Below are 12,848 nucleotides of genomic sequence, written 5' to 3'. Positions count from 1 at the left end.
ATCCTCGACTTACAACGGCTTGACGATGAACAGGCCGTCGTCGTGGCCTTCTTCGGAACCGCCGTAGACCTGCTCGGCCACGGTGCGGATCGAACTGCCGCGAGCGGCGAGGATCTGGTCCATGGCACCGGCGAACCAGCCAGTGAACATGTAGTCGACCTTGCGCCCGACCTTGCCGTACACATAGACGAACGCCGAGTGTTCGAGCTTGACGCTGGCGGTGCCTTTGTCCAGGTCGATGTCCTGGATCTTGAACAGGCCCCAGCCACGCTGGGACAGGCGCTTCATGTAGTGCTCGAACACCGCGACGCCTTCCAGGCCATGGCATTCGGCTTCTTTTTCACACCAGTGCCAGGCGGATTTGTAGCCGGCCTTGTAGAGAATCTCGGCGTAGGCGTCGGCGCCCAGCACTTCCTCGATGCCCATGTGGTTGTTGACGAAGAAGTGACGCGGCACGTACAGCATCGGCAGGGCGTCGGACGTCCAGACACCGGTTTCGCTGTCGACTTCGATAGGCAGTTGCGGGGCGATCTTGGCCATGAAACGTTAACTCCAAAAAATTCGTAGTCAGTGCTTAGCAATGCTTTTGCTTTGCTCTTATAAACAAGCCGTATGAATGACTTTGGAGCCGTAGCGAGCACGTCGAGAGCAAGGAAGGACCGGAGCGACAAGCGAGACAGTACGGGACGTACGGCGAGCTTGGCGCGAGGACCTGACGCAGCTATCGGCGAGCGGAGTAGGCTCCAGAGTTATTCATTCGCCCCAGACGTCCTTGAGAACACTCACCCAGTTTTCCCCCATGATCTTGCGCACCACCCGCTCAGGATGGCCGCGCTTGAGCAGCGTTTCGGTAAGGTTCGGGAACTCGCCCACGGTGCGGATGCCCAGGGGGTTGATGATCTTGCCGAAGCTGGTCAGACGACGGGCGTAGCCCTTGTCGTGGGTCAGCATTTCGAAGAAATCCTGGCCGTGGCCCTGGGTGAAGTCGGTGCCGATGCCGATGGCGTCCTCGCCGACGATGTTCATGGTGTATTCGATGGCTTCGGCGTAGTCGTCGATGGTCGAATCGATGCCCTTGGCCAGGAACGGCGCGAACATGGTCACGCCGACGAAACCACCGTGGTCGGCAATGAACTTCAGCTCTTCATCGGATTTGTTGCGCGGGTGTTCCTTCAGGCCGGACGGCAGGCAGTGGGAGTAGCAGACCGGTTTCTTCGATTCGAGGATGACTTCTTCGGAAGTCTTGGAGCCGACGTGGGACAGGTCGCACATGATGCCGACGCGGTTCATCTCGGCGACGATCTCGCGGCCGAAGCCCGACAAGCCGCCGTCGCGCTCGTAGCAACCGGTGCCCACCAGGTTCTGGGTGTTGTAGCACATCTGCACCACACCGACGCCGAGCTGCTTGAAGATCTCGACGTAGCCGAGCTGGTCTTCGAAGGCATGGGCGTTCTGGAAGCCGAAGATGATGCCGGTCTTGCCCTGTTCCTTGGCGCGACGGATGTCGGCGGTGGTCTTCACCGGGATCACCAGGTCGCTGTTCTCGCGGATCAGTTTCTGGCTGGCAACGATGTTATTGATGGTGGCCTGGAAACCTTCCCACACCGACACGGTGCAGTTGGCTGCGGTCAGGCCGCCCTTGCGCATGTCTTCGAACAGGTCGCGGTTCCACTTGGCAATGATCAGCCCGTCGATAACGATGCTGTCGGCGTGCAATTCGGCTGGGCTCATCAGGCAGTCCCCTTGTTGGCGATTCATGCGCCGAATCGTGTGCCGGCGCTTTGGGGCCAGCATATGCCGGAGGGCGGTGGCGACCGGGTGCAAAAACGACAGGGGAATTGCCGAAAGCGTCAATCCGCGACAATGGGCTGCGACGGCCCCCCTCCGACCATCTGTTATTTACCCGGCGCTTGCGCCAGAATCCGCGGCACCACTGGCTTTCACTGGATTTGAGCGACAACCCGATGAAATCGATTCTTCTTGCCCTGGCATTGATCAGCACCGTCGCCCACGCGACCGAAGACACCGAGCCCAACCCCTGCGACGAAGTTGAAAACGACGTCCAGACCCTGGCCTGCTCGGCTTATGGAAAAAAGGCTGCCGAACAGTTGCTCAACGAAAACCTGCAAAGCCTCAACGAGCGCCTGCAGACCCGCTACGCCAGCGACAAGGCCCAGCTCAACGACATCACCGCCAAGATCAAGGCCGCCCAGCAACTCTGGCAAAAACAGCGCGAAGCCGACTGCGCCATCGCCGCCTTCCCGGCCAAGCCCGGCAGCGACGCCTACAAGATCGCCGAAAACGACTGCATGGCCCAGGTGAGCGATGACCGGTCGGAGTTTTTGGAGTCGATTGGACAGGAGTAACGCTTCAGCAGCCACTTGGCGCGGTAAGCTGCTCGCATTATGAGTAAAGGAATTCACATGAAAACGTGCGGCATCGAAATCAAAGGCAGCGAAGCGATCATCGCCGTTGCCTCGCTGGACCAGCAGGCGTTGAGCCACGTCGCATTGAACATCAAGAAAATCGCTCTGGACGATGACGATCAAGCCGCGAACGTCAAGGCCTTCGCCGCCCAGGTACGGGCGTTCGTGACGGACAACGGCATCGAGCGCATCGCCATCAAGAAGCGCAGCAAGAAAGGCGAGTTCGCCGGTGGGCCGACCACGTTCAAGATCGAAGGGGTATTCCAGTTGCTGGAAGGTTGCGAGGTGACGCTGCTGTCGCCACAGACCATCAACGCCCAGAGCAAGAAACATGATTTCGCCCTGCCGGCGACGCTGAACAAGTATCAGCACGAGGCCTTTAAAGCAGCCTGCTCGGCGCTGATGAAGAAATAGACCTTCTCCTGTCAAGCACAGTACCCGTGGCGAGGGAGCTTGCTCCCGCTCGGCTCTGTAGGAGCTGGCGAAGCCTGCGATCTTTTGATCTTTTGATCTTTTGATCTTTTGATCTTTCGCTTGAGACTCAAGTGTCTGGGGAAAGATCGCAGCCTCGCTTCGCTCGACAGCTCCTACAGAGCTCCTACACAGTTCCTGCACGGCTTCTACCCTGCTCGGCGCAGATGAAGAAATAGACCTTCTCCTGTCAAGCACAGTACTCGTGGCGAGGGAGCTTGCTCCCGCTCGGCTGTAGGAGCTGGCGAAGCCTGCGATCTTTTGATCTTTGATCTTTTGATCTTTTGATCTTTCGCTTGAGACTCAAGTGTCTGGGGAAAGATCGCAGCCTCGCTTCGCTCGACAGCTCCTACAGAGCTCCTACACAGTTCCTGCACGGCTTCTACAGGGCCGCCAGCGGGAGCAAGCTCCCTCGCCACGGGCTACATTCCAAGTTCAAAGCGGCTTGCGATACCCCTTCAACCACTCCGCAAACGCCTTGTCCTCCAGCGCATAACCACCGCGATTGGATTTCCACACCAATTCTTTCTCACGCAGCGCATCGATGCACGATTGGATGGTCTGGGTACCCGGCACGACTTCGCTTCCCATGCCCTTGAGCACCTTGCCCACCGCCTCCAAAGTTGAGTCGGTAAAAGGCGCGAAAGGCTCGTTGTTTTGCGAGCGCTCGGCCATGACCTGCAACACGGCACGTTGCGGCACCGTCAGGGCATTCCAGGCGCTTTCAAACTCGGTCCAGACGCCGGCGCGCAGCGTTTCGGCGCTGTTGCGCAGTAACTCACCCAAATGGCTCGCCTCACCCAGCTCCAGCGCGATTTCCCCAATGACACTGCGCAGCATTTCTGGACGGCGTCCCACCCGCTCAAAAGCCTGGTCGAGATCATCGGCGTTGAACTGGTTGGTCTGGGCCAGGTGCGCGTTCAGATGGGCGGTATAGGCTTGGGTGAAGGCTTTGCCCAGCAACGGGAAAGGCGTGATGCTGGACCCATAGAAGGGTTGGTTTCGGCTGAGCACCAAGTGGGCGAGCTTGTCGCGGTTGGAGCCGGTGAACACCAACCGCAGGCCGCTGGTATCGCCCTCCCGCCCCTGGTTGAGCTGATCACGGGCAGCCTTGAGGCCGAACATCGCGTTGACCCCGGCCTCGGTGGTCAAGGCATGCTGGGCTTCGTCGATGACCAGCACCACGGTTTTATCGGCGGCACGGTGCAACAGTTCCAGCGCCTGGGTCAGCGTCGCCCCCTCGGGCAGTTGCGGCTGGCTGAAATCCCAGGACAACGTGCGCAGGAAGCTGAGTTTGTCGATGCCCATGGACTTGGCGAGCTTGCGGATGCCTCTCTCATGAGGGACCAACGCGGCGGCGATGGCCGAGGCGATCAGTTCGGCAGGGTCCTTTTCCTTGTTTGCCCAGAGATCGACGTAGACCGCGAGCCAACCTCGCGCCTCGCATTCAGGAATCAAGTCTTCGCGCAGGAAAGTACTCTTTCCGGTGCGCCTTGGCGCGGCCAGGAACAGGCCTGAGGTGTAATCCTGGATCCCGGCGCCGATCAGCCCGTCGACAATGTTGCGGGCCAGATCCGGACGCCGGAAGACAAAACCGGTGTGCTTCGACATGGTTTTATACTCAATTATGGCGACAGGTATAATTTATTGTCGCGAGTATAATTAAGTATAAAAACCTGTCAAACCACCTCCCGCTCGTCCCCCTGCCGTCGCCGATCCTCCCGCGGACACCGAGCAAACCGAGCCCGATAGCTGCGGGTGAAGTACGACGGCGACTCAAATCCACAGGCAATGCTCACTTCCAGCACACTCATGTCGGTCTGGCGCAGCAGTTGCCGGGCCTTTTCCAGGCGCAATCGCAGGTAGAAGCCACTGGGGGTATCGTTCAGGTGCAGGCGGAACAGGCGTTCGAGCTGCCGGCGGGTGACATTGATCGATTCGGCCAGCGCCAAGGTCGTCAGGGGTGGCTCGCTGTGGGCTTCCATCTCGCCAATCACATGCACCAGTTTCTTGTTGCGGATGCCGTAGCGGCTGGCGACTTCCATGCGCTGGTGGTCTTTACGCGGGCGGATGCGGCCGAGCACGAATTGTTCGCTGACCTGGATCGCCAATGCCGAACCGTGGGCCTGGCCGATGAGGTCGAGCATCAGGTCGATGGATGCGGTGCCGCCGGCGCAGGTAATGCGGCGGCGGTCGATCTCGAAGAGCTCCTGGGTCACGCTGAGCTGTGGATAGGATTCCTTGAACGCCTCGATCGCTTCCCAGTGCAGGGTGACGCGATGCCCGTCCAGCAATCCCGCGTCCGCGAGGACGACGCTGCCGGTATCGATCCCGCCCAGGATAACGCCGTCATTGTCCAGTCGGTGCAGCCAGCGCTCCAACACCGGAGTGACGAATTTCAACGGTTCGAACCCAGCCACCACCCATAACGTCGCGCCTTTTTTCAGCGGCTCCAGCGCGGCATCGGCGTTGACCGACATGCCGTTGCTCGCCAACACCGCCCCGCCATCGGCGCTCAACACATGCCAGCGATACAGCTCGCCACGGAAGCGATTGGCCACCCGCAGCGGCTCGATGGCCGAAATGAAACCGATGGCCGAGAAACCCGGCATCAACAAGAAATAGAAGTCCTGGGACATGGAGCGCACTCGGTTGGCGGGCAGCGTGCGGACCTTGATACGCCAGTTCCACGTGGCGTTCAAGTACGCAGGTCGCTGCAGTGCAAGAGCAGGTCGCCGCTGTGCGTCTTGAGCAAGCCCCGGCTGCGTACTTTGGCATCACCGGCGCGCAGATGCCGGAACCCATAACAACAAGCTGCCGAGGAACCCGATATGAAACGACTGATCAGCTCCTGCGTTCTTGCACTCACTGGTACCGCTTTCCTCAGCTCGGCCACCCTGGCAGCCGAACCCGCCGCCTGCCGGGACGTGCGCCTGGGCGTGGTCAACTGGACCGACGTCATCGCTACCAGCGCCCTGACCCAAGTGATGCTCGACGGCCTCGGCTACAAGACCAAACAGACCAGCGCGTCCCAACAAATCATCTTCGCCGGTATCCGCGACCAGCGCCTGGACTTGTTCCTGGGCTATTGGAACCCCTTGATGACCCAGACCATCACGCCGTTCGTCCAGGCCAAGCAGGTCAAGGTGCTGGAGCAGCCCAGCCTCCAGGACGCCCGCGCCACCCTGGCCGTGCCGACTTACCTGGCCGACAAGGGCCTGAAGACCTTCGCCGACATCGCCAAGTTCGAGAAGGAGCTGGGTGGCAAGATCTATGGCATCGAGCCCGGCTCCGGCGCCAACACCCAGATCAAGGCGATGATCGCCAAGAACCAGTTCGGCCTGGGCAAGTTCCAACTGGTCGAATCCAGCGAGGCCGGCATGCTCGCCGCCGTGGACCGCGCCGTGCGGCGCAAGGAAGCCGTGGTGTTCTTCGGCTGGGCGCCGCACCCGATGAACGTCAACGTGCAAATGACCTACCTCACCGGCAGCGAAGACGCCCTCGGCCCGAACGAAGGCATGGCCACCGTCTGGACCGTCACCGCACCGAACTACGCCGAGCAATGCCCGAACGTCAGCCGTCTGCTGAGCAACCTGACCTTCACCGCCGAAGACGAGAGCCGGATGATGCAGCCGCTGCTCGATCACAAGGATCCGCTCGAATCGGCCCGGCAGTGGCTCAAGGATCATCCGCAAGACAAGCAGCGCTGGCTCGAAGGCGTAACCACCTTCGACGGCAAGCCCGCCGCCGAGAACCTGAAACTCACCAGTAACTGATCAATCGCTCTCCATCTGCGCAGCACTTGTGGCCTGTACGGTTAATTCGAATGCTCGAATTAGCCACACAGGCCACTCACTGCGCAGTGACCCACCACGCCTGAAGGAATCCGCACCATGAACCACGACGTCATCATCACCTGCGCACTCACCGGTGCTGGCGACACGACCGCCAAGAGCCCCCACGTGCCGGTCACCCCGAAACAGATCGCGGCGGCTGCCGTCGAGGCGGCAAAGGCCGGAGCCACGGTGGTCCATTGCCACGTCCGCGACCCGCAGACCGGCAAGTTCAGCCGCGACGTGGCGCTGTACCGCGAAGTGATGGAGCGCATCCGCGAGTCGGACGTGGACATCATCGTCAACCTCACCGCCGGCATGGGCGGCGACCTGGAAATCGGTGGTGGCGAAAACCCAATGGAGTTTGGCCCCAACACCGACCTGGTGGGGCCGCTGACCCGCCTGGCCCACGTCGAAGAATTGCTGCCGGAAATCTGCACCCTGGATTGCGGCACCCTGAACTTCGGCGACGGCGACACCATTTACGTCTCCACCCCGGCGCAACTGCGGGCCGGCGCCAAGCGCATCACTGAGCTGGGGGTCAAGGCCGAGCTGGAGATCTTCGACACCGGCCACCTGTGGTTCGCCAAGCAACTGATCAAGGAAGGCCTGCTGGACAACCCATTGTTCCAGCTCTGCCTGGGCATCCCATGGGGCGCGCCGGCCGACACCACCACCATGAAAGCCATGGTCGACAACCTGCCGGCCGATGCGGTGTGGGCCGGCTTCGGCATCGGCCGCATGCAAATGCCGATGGCGGCCCAGGCGGTGCTGCTGGGGGGCAACGTCCGGGTCGGGCTGGAAGACAACCTCTGGCTGGACAAAGGCGTGCTCGCCACCAACGGCCAATTGGTGGAGCGCGCCGGCGAAATCCTCAGCCGCCTTGGGGCCCGGGTGCTCACCCCGGCTGAGGGCCGCAAGAAAATGGGCCTGGTCCAGCGCGGTTAAATCGAACCTGCGCATACCCTGTGGGAGCGAGCTCGCTCGCGATAGCGATAGTCCTGTCTTCGAAGATGCGTCGGCCGTACCGCCGCCATCGCGAGCAAGCTCGCTCCCACAGGTGATCTTCACTCTTTTCAGGACATCACCATGAGCTTTATCACCGACATCAAAACCTTCGCCGCCCTGGGCAGCGGCGTCATCGGCAGCGGCTGGGTCAGTCGCGCCCTGGCCCATGGCCTCGACGTGGTCGCCTGGGACCCTGCGCCCGGCGCTGAAGCCGCGCTGCGCAAACGCGTCGCCAATGCCTGGGGCGCCCTGGAGAAACAAGGCCTGGTCCCTGGCGCCTCCCAGGATCGGCTGCGCTTTGTCGCGACCATCGAAGAATGCGTGCGTGACGCCGACTTCATCCAGGAAAGCGCGCCCGAGCGCCTGGAACTCAAACTCCAGCTGCACAGCCAGATCAGCGCCGCCGCCAAGCCGAACGCATTGATCGGTTCCAGCACGTCGGGGCTGCTGCCGAGTGAATTCTATGAAAGCTCGACCCATCCGGAACGCTGCGTGGTCGGGCACCCGTTCAACCCGGTCTACCTGTTGCCACTGGTGGAAGTGGTCGGCGGCAAAAACACTGCGCCCGAAGCCGTTCAAGCAGCGATGCAAGTTTATGAATCCCTCGGCATGCGGCCGCTCCACGTGCGCAAGGAAGTGCCCGGCTTCATTGCTGACCGTCTGCTCGAAGCGCTCTGGCGCGAGGCGCTGCACCTGGTCAACGACGGCGTGGCAACCACGGGGGAAATCGACGATGCCATCCGTTTTGGCGCCGGGTTGCGCTGGTCGTTCATGGGCACGTTCCTGACCTACACCCTGGCCGGCGGCGACGCTGGGATGCGGCACTTCATGGCCCAGTTCGGCCCGGCGCTGCAACTGCCCTGGACCTACCTGCCGGCACCGGAACTGACCGAGAAGCTGATCGACGATGTGGTGGACGGAACGAGCGAGCAATTGGGCCGCCACAGCATTTCGGCGCTGGAACGCTATCGTGATGATTGCCTGATGGCGGTGCTGGAGGCGGTGAAGACCACCAAGGAAAAGCATGGAATGACTTTTAGCGAATAACACCATTCTTGTGGCGAGGGAGCTTGCTCCCGCTCGGCTCGTAGGAGCTGTCGAGTGCAACGAGGCTGCGATCTTTGCGCAGACACTTGAATCTCAAGCGAAAGATAAAAAGATCGCAGCCTTCGGCAGCTCCTACAGCGCAGTCCAGCGGGAGCAAGCTCCCTCGCCACAATTGTGTACATCAGCGACGATCCGTGGAGTCCAACATGCCCACCCTCACCACCTACCAAACCCGCGTCCTCCCCGAATGGGTCGACTACAACGGCCATTTGCGCGACGCGTTCTACTTGCTGATCTTCAGCTACGCCACCGACGCGCTGATGGACCGCCTCGGCCTGGACAGCCAGAACCGCGAAGCCAGCGGTCATTCCCTGTTCACCCTTGAGCTGCACCTGAACTACCTGCACGAAGTGAAGCTCGGCGCCGATGTCGAGGTTCACACGCACATCATTGGCCACGACGCCAAGCGCCTGCATCTCTATCACAGCCTGCACCTGGCGGGCGGCGACAAAGAGCTGGCCGGCAACGAGCAGATGCTGCTGCACGTCGATCTGGCGGGGCCACGCTCCGCGCCGTTCACCGAACAGACCCTGGGCACACTCAAAGCCCTGCTCGACAGCCAATCCGATTTGCCGACGCCGGCCTATATCGGTCGAGTCATCGCACTGCCCCCCGCCCGATAAAATCCCGAGGAGATCGCCATGCATACCGCCGCCGCAATTGCCGACTTCCGCAGCTATCCCCTGGTCCACGCGTTGACCGCTGCGACACCGTTGGCCGATCGGGTTCACGTCACTTGGGCCGATGGTCGCCTCAGCCCCTTTCATCTCCAGTGGCTGCGCGACAACTGCCCTTGCCAGCAATGCGTCTACAGCGTCACCCGTGAGCAAGTCCTGGAAATCGTCGATGTGCCCGAAGACTTGGCGCCCGGTGAAATCCGCGTCGATGATCAAGGGCGCCTGTGCGTGGCCTGGCAGGACGGCCACCAGAGCCAATTCGACCCGGGCTGGCTGCGCGCCCACGCCTATGACGAGCAATCCAGGGCCGAGCGCCTGGCAAGCAAGCCGCAACGACACCTCTGGCAGCACGACCTGCAACTGCCGGTGTTCGACTACCAGGCACTGATGGAGGACGCCGGCGCGCTGCTGCAATGGCTGCTGGCGGTACGCGACATCGGCCTGACCCAAGTACGCGGCGTGCCCACCGAACCCGGCTCGCTGAAACAGATCGCCCAACGCATTTCCTTCATTCGCGAGAGCAATTTCGGTGTGCTGTTCAACGTGCAATCCAAGGCCGACGCCGACAGCAACGCCTACACCGCTTTCAACCTGCCATTGCACAGCGACCTGCCGACACGAGAGTTGCAGCCGGGGTTGCAGTTCCTGCATTGCCTGGTGAACGACGCCGTGGGTGGCGAAAGTATTTTCGTCGACGGCTTCGCCATTGCCGAAGCGCTGCGCCAGGAAGATCCCGAAGCCTTCGATGCGCTGTGTCAGACCCCGGTGGAGTTTCGCAACAAGGACCGCCACAGCGACTACCGCTGCCTGGCGCCGATCATTGCCCTGGACGCCCTCGGGCAAGTCTCGGAAATCCGCATGGCGAACTTCCTGCGTGGGCCGTTCGATACCTCGGTCGAGCAGATGCCCAGGCTCTATCGCGCCTATCGCCGCTTCATCGCGCTGACCCGCGAACCACGCTTTCGCCTGGTACAGCGGCTCGAACCCGGGCAACTGTGGTGCTTCGACAACCGCCGCACCCTCCACGCGCGCAACGCCTTCGACCCGGCGACCGGGGCGCGGCATTTCCAGGGGTGTTATGTGGATCGGGATGAACTGTTGTCGCGGATTCTGGTGTTGCAAAGGTAAACCGCGTCATCGTTCATCGCGAGCAAGCTCGCTCCCACATCAGATTTTGTGAACGACACAGCCCCCCTGTGGGAGCGAGCTTGCTCGCGATAGCGCCCGATCAAACAACGCACTTTCCCCAGGTTCACACAGACAAAAAAATCCCCGATCAAGCCGTGACAGGATCGGGGCAGGAGCGTTACTGGAGGAGCTGTTGCGCGAGGGTGACCAAACCATCGTGATTCAGCTTGGGGCCAGTGTGCCCAGTCCAGGGCCCGGCGAGTTAGCCGAAAACGACGCGCTCATAGTCATTCATGACAGAACGACGATTTGCCCTTGCCGCCGCTTCGGGTGGCTACCAGAATCGAGACACGACCCCAATCCCTGAACAAGGAAAAGCGTCATGATGTACGCCGATTTGATCGACCAGGAAGACCTGTTGGGCCATCTCAAGGCCCTGGGGTTGCAGATTCCCAGCGGCTCGACGGCCGAGCAGGCCTGTGAGTGTGCCGTGCGCGGCTTGGACAGGGCTCGCGCCAATGAACTGCGGCGGATGGTCAAGGAGATGTATACCAGCAGCGCGACCATCCTTCCGGCCGTGCGCCAGGCGATCGACAAGCAACTGCTGCCAGCGTTGACGCAATACCAGCAGAACCATAGCTGACCCTGGTTTCTGTAGGAGCTGGCGGAGCCTGCGATCTTTTAATCTTTCACTTGAGACTCAAGTGTCTGGAGAAAGATCGCAGCCTCGCTTCGCTCGGCAGCTCCTACACAGCGCCTGCAGGCCCAGCGGGAGCAAGCTCCCTCGCCACAAAAGCCGGAGGTCTTAGAGCCTCACGCTGGCAAACGTCGACTCATTGCGCGCCTGGCTCAGCGCCGACAACGGGCCGGACAGCGGCGACAGCACCAGCGCCTGCGGCAACGGCATCATCGCCACCTGTTGCGTGGTGTTGGAACCGACGCGCTCATCCCGTGGCGGAATGCCGAAGTACTCGCGGTAGCACTTGGAGAAGTGCGGGGTGGAGACGAAGCCGCACACCGAGGCCACTTCGATGATCGACATCGGCGTCTGCTTGAGCAGTTGCCGCGCCCGAATCAGTCGCAGCTTGAGGTAATAGCGCGACGGCGAGCAATGCAGGTACTTCTGGAACAGGCGCTCCAGCTGGCGCCGGGACACGGCGACGTACACCGCCAGTTCGTCCAGGTCGATCGGCTCTTCGAGGTTGGCCTCCATCAGCGCGACGATTTCCTGCAGCTTCGGCTGGTTGGTGCCCAGCATGTGCTTGAGCGGCACGCGCTGGTGATCCTGCTCATTGCGGATACGCTCGTAGACAAACATCTCGGAGATTGCCGCCGACAGCTCGCGACCGTGATCGCGACTGATCAGGTGCAGCATCATGTCCAGCGGCGCGGTGCCACCGGAGCTGGTGAAACGGTTGCGGTCGAGGGTGAACAGCCGCGTGCTCATTGACACCCGTGGAAAGGCTTCCTGCATCGCCGCCAGGCATTCCCAGTGCACGCTGCAATCGAAACCGTCCAGCAGGCCGGCGCAGGCCAGGGCCCAACTGCCGGTGCAGACCGCGCCAAGGCGACGGGACTGACGGGCCTGGCTTTGCAGCCAGGAAACATGTTCACGGGTAACCGTGCGTTGGATGCCGATGCCGCCGCAGACGATGACCGTGTCCAGGGGCGGCGCCTTGTGCATAGAGGCGTCCGGCGTGATCTGCAAACCGTCACTGGCCCAGACCTGGCCGCCATCGACGGTCAGGGTAGTCCAGCGATACAGCTCGCGACCGGACAGTTGGTTGGCCATGCGTAGCGGTTCCACCGCGGACGCCAGGGAAATCAGCGTGAAATTGTCCAGCAGCAGAAAGCCGATGGATTGAGGCGCACGGTTCTGGGGTTGGGCCCCGGAGTTGGACGTCGTCATCGCGGTATCTCCTCACACAAAGCGGGTGATGGCCTCAGGCGGAGGCTCTTGTTATTGCCCATCGTTCTCTTGCGTGAGACGGGGCTTTATCGGGATAGAGCAATTGCCATGCCTAAATTTGAATACGCGTTCAATAACTCCTGAAAACGACATGCCGGCCTGTCTATATAAGGGGCCTGTCGAGGCTGGGTTATAAGTGCCATCAAGGGCCGCAGGGGCCTGCCGCAGCGGGCTGTGAGCAGATCGGTAGCACTTGTGGTAACTGGGCTGCGCCGTTTGCGCGATGGTT

General features: G+C 61.4%; 13 protein-coding genes. 8 read left to right on the top strand and 5 right to left on the bottom strand.

Going from position 1 to position 12,848, the window contains the following annotated elements; all coding sequences use genetic code 11:
- Positions 1-9: 9 nt before the first annotated feature.
- Complete coding sequence (locus tag M8Q45_RS27270) at positions 10-540, bottom strand: DUF5943 domain-containing protein (protein WP_030139308.1); 531 nt, start codon at positions 538-540, stop codon at positions 10-12.
- 213 nt (positions 541-753) lie between these two features.
- Complete coding sequence (locus M8Q45_RS27265) at positions 754-1,731, bottom strand: dipeptidase (RefSeq protein WP_249877402.1); 978 nt, start codon at positions 1,729-1,731, stop codon at positions 754-756.
- 233 nt (positions 1,732-1,964) lie between these two features.
- Between M8Q45_RS27265 and M8Q45_RS27260 the strand changes: the two genes are divergently transcribed.
- Together M8Q45_RS27260 and M8Q45_RS27255 are read left to right on the top strand one after the other, a co-directional pair.
- On the top strand, positions 1,965-2,366 hold the full coding sequence (locus M8Q45_RS27260) for a lysozyme inhibitor LprI family protein (protein WP_030139306.1): 402 nt from the start codon (positions 1,965-1,967) through the stop codon (positions 2,364-2,366).
- Positions 2,367-2,423: 57 nt separating this feature from the next.
- Positions 2,424-2,840, top strand: coding sequence for a DUF3010 family protein (locus M8Q45_RS27255; protein ID WP_249877132.1), 417 nt, complete (start codon positions 2,424-2,426; stop codon positions 2,838-2,840).
- 492 nt (positions 2,841-3,332) lie between these two features.
- Here the strand turns inward: M8Q45_RS27255 and M8Q45_RS27250 are convergent, their stop codons facing one another.
- A complete protein-coding gene (locus M8Q45_RS27250) occupies positions 3,333-4,508 on the bottom strand; it encodes an AAA family ATPase (protein ID WP_249877131.1) in 1,176 nt (391 codons plus the stop codon).
- Between the two features lie 68 nt (positions 4,509-4,576).
- Positions 4,577-5,536 (bottom strand): GlxA family transcriptional regulator, encoded by a 960-nt coding sequence (locus M8Q45_RS27245; protein ID WP_249877401.1) that lies wholly within the window; start codon positions 5,534-5,536, stop codon positions 4,577-4,579.
- 192 nt (positions 5,537-5,728) lie between these two features.
- Here M8Q45_RS27245 and M8Q45_RS27240 point away from each other — a divergent pair, with 192 nt between their 5' ends.
- From M8Q45_RS27240 to M8Q45_RS27215, 6 genes are all read left to right on the top strand, one after another.
- Positions 5,729-6,673 carry a choline ABC transporter substrate-binding protein gene (locus tag M8Q45_RS27240; protein WP_249877130.1) on the top strand — a complete coding sequence of 315 codons (945 nt, stop codon included), beginning with the start codon at positions 5,729-5,731 and terminating at the stop codon, positions 6,671-6,673.
- A 117-nt stretch (positions 6,674-6,790) separates the two neighbouring features.
- The gene (gene cdhC / locus M8Q45_RS27235; RefSeq protein WP_249877129.1) at positions 6,791-7,678 is read left to right on the top strand and encodes a 3-dehydrocarnitine:acetyl-CoA trimethylamine transferase CdhC; all 888 of its coding nucleotides are present in this window, start codon (positions 6,791-6,793) and stop codon (positions 7,676-7,678) included.
- 141 nt (positions 7,679-7,819) lie between these two features.
- On the top strand, positions 7,820-8,785 hold the full coding sequence (locus M8Q45_RS27230) for an L-carnitine dehydrogenase (RefSeq protein ID WP_249877128.1): 966 nt from the start codon (positions 7,820-7,822) through the stop codon (positions 8,783-8,785).
- 206 nt (positions 8,786-8,991) lie between these two features.
- A complete protein-coding gene (locus M8Q45_RS27225; protein WP_249877127.1) occupies positions 8,992-9,468 on the top strand; it encodes a thioesterase family protein in 477 nt (158 codons plus the stop codon).
- Positions 9,469-9,486: 18 nt separating this feature from the next.
- The gene (locus M8Q45_RS27220) at positions 9,487-10,650 is read left to right on the top strand and encodes a gamma-butyrobetaine dioxygenase (protein ID WP_249877126.1); all 1,164 of its coding nucleotides are present in this window, start codon (positions 9,487-9,489) and stop codon (positions 10,648-10,650) included.
- Positions 10,651-11,032: 382 nt separating this feature from the next.
- A complete protein-coding gene (locus tag M8Q45_RS27215; protein ID WP_217860522.1) occupies positions 11,033-11,293 on the top strand; it encodes a hypothetical protein in 261 nt (86 codons plus the stop codon).
- Between the two features lie 162 nt (positions 11,294-11,455).
- Here M8Q45_RS27215 and gbdR read toward each other — a convergent pair whose 3' ends face one another.
- Positions 11,456-12,559 (bottom strand): choline metabolism transcriptional regulator GbdR, encoded by a 1,104-nt coding sequence (gene gbdR / locus M8Q45_RS27210; RefSeq protein WP_060740272.1) that lies wholly within the window; start codon positions 12,557-12,559, stop codon positions 11,456-11,458.
- Between the last annotated feature and the right edge of the window lie 289 nt (positions 12,560-12,848).

Source organism: Pseudomonas sp. T1.Ur (genome assembly GCF_023516725.1).
In the GTDB taxonomy this organism is placed as follows: Bacteria; Pseudomonadota; Gammaproteobacteria; order Pseudomonadales; family Pseudomonadaceae; genus Aquipseudomonas; species Aquipseudomonas alvandae.
This window is presented reverse-complemented; position numbering and strand designations above follow the sequence as displayed.

What these genes read in the sequence shown, in the direction of transcription:
- M8Q45_RS27270 (WP_030139308.1), bottom strand. Translation starts at nt 540, where the DNA reads ATGGCCAAGATCGCCCCGCAACTGCCTATCGAAGTCGACAGCGAAACC.
- gbdR (WP_060740272.1), bottom strand. Translation starts at nt 12,559, where the DNA reads ATGACGACGTCCAACTCCGGGGCCCAACCCCAGAACCGTGCGCCTCAA.
- M8Q45_RS27250 (WP_249877131.1), bottom strand. Translation starts at nt 4,508, where the DNA reads ATGTCGAAGCACACCGGTTTTGTCTTCCGGCGTCCGGATCTGGCCCGC.
- cdhC (WP_249877129.1), top strand. Translation starts at nt 6,791, where the DNA reads ATGAACCACGACGTCATCATCACCTGCGCACTCACCGGTGCTGGCGAC.
- M8Q45_RS27240 (WP_249877130.1), top strand. Translation starts at nt 5,729, where the DNA reads ATGAAACGACTGATCAGCTCCTGCGTTCTTGCACTCACTGGTACCGCT.
- M8Q45_RS27225 (WP_249877127.1), top strand. Translation starts at nt 8,992, where the DNA reads ATGCCCACCCTCACCACCTACCAAACCCGCGTCCTCCCCGAATGGGTC.
- M8Q45_RS27265 (WP_249877402.1), bottom strand. Translation starts at nt 1,731, where the DNA reads ATGAGCCCAGCCGAATTGCACGCCGACAGCATCGTTATCGACGGGCTG.
- M8Q45_RS27215 (WP_217860522.1), top strand. Translation starts at nt 11,033, where the DNA reads ATGATGTACGCCGATTTGATCGACCAGGAAGACCTGTTGGGCCATCTC.
- M8Q45_RS27220 (WP_249877126.1), top strand. Translation starts at nt 9,487, where the DNA reads ATGCATACCGCCGCCGCAATTGCCGACTTCCGCAGCTATCCCCTGGTC.
- M8Q45_RS27230 (WP_249877128.1), top strand. Translation starts at nt 7,820, where the DNA reads ATGAGCTTTATCACCGACATCAAAACCTTCGCCGCCCTGGGCAGCGGC.
- M8Q45_RS27255 (WP_249877132.1), top strand. Translation starts at nt 2,424, where the DNA reads ATGAAAACGTGCGGCATCGAAATCAAAGGCAGCGAAGCGATCATCGCC.
- M8Q45_RS27260 (WP_030139306.1), top strand. Translation starts at nt 1,965, where the DNA reads ATGAAATCGATTCTTCTTGCCCTGGCATTGATCAGCACCGTCGCCCAC.
- M8Q45_RS27245 (WP_249877401.1), bottom strand. Translation starts at nt 5,536, where the DNA reads ATGTCCCAGGACTTCTATTTCTTGTTGATGCCGGGTTTCTCGGCCATC.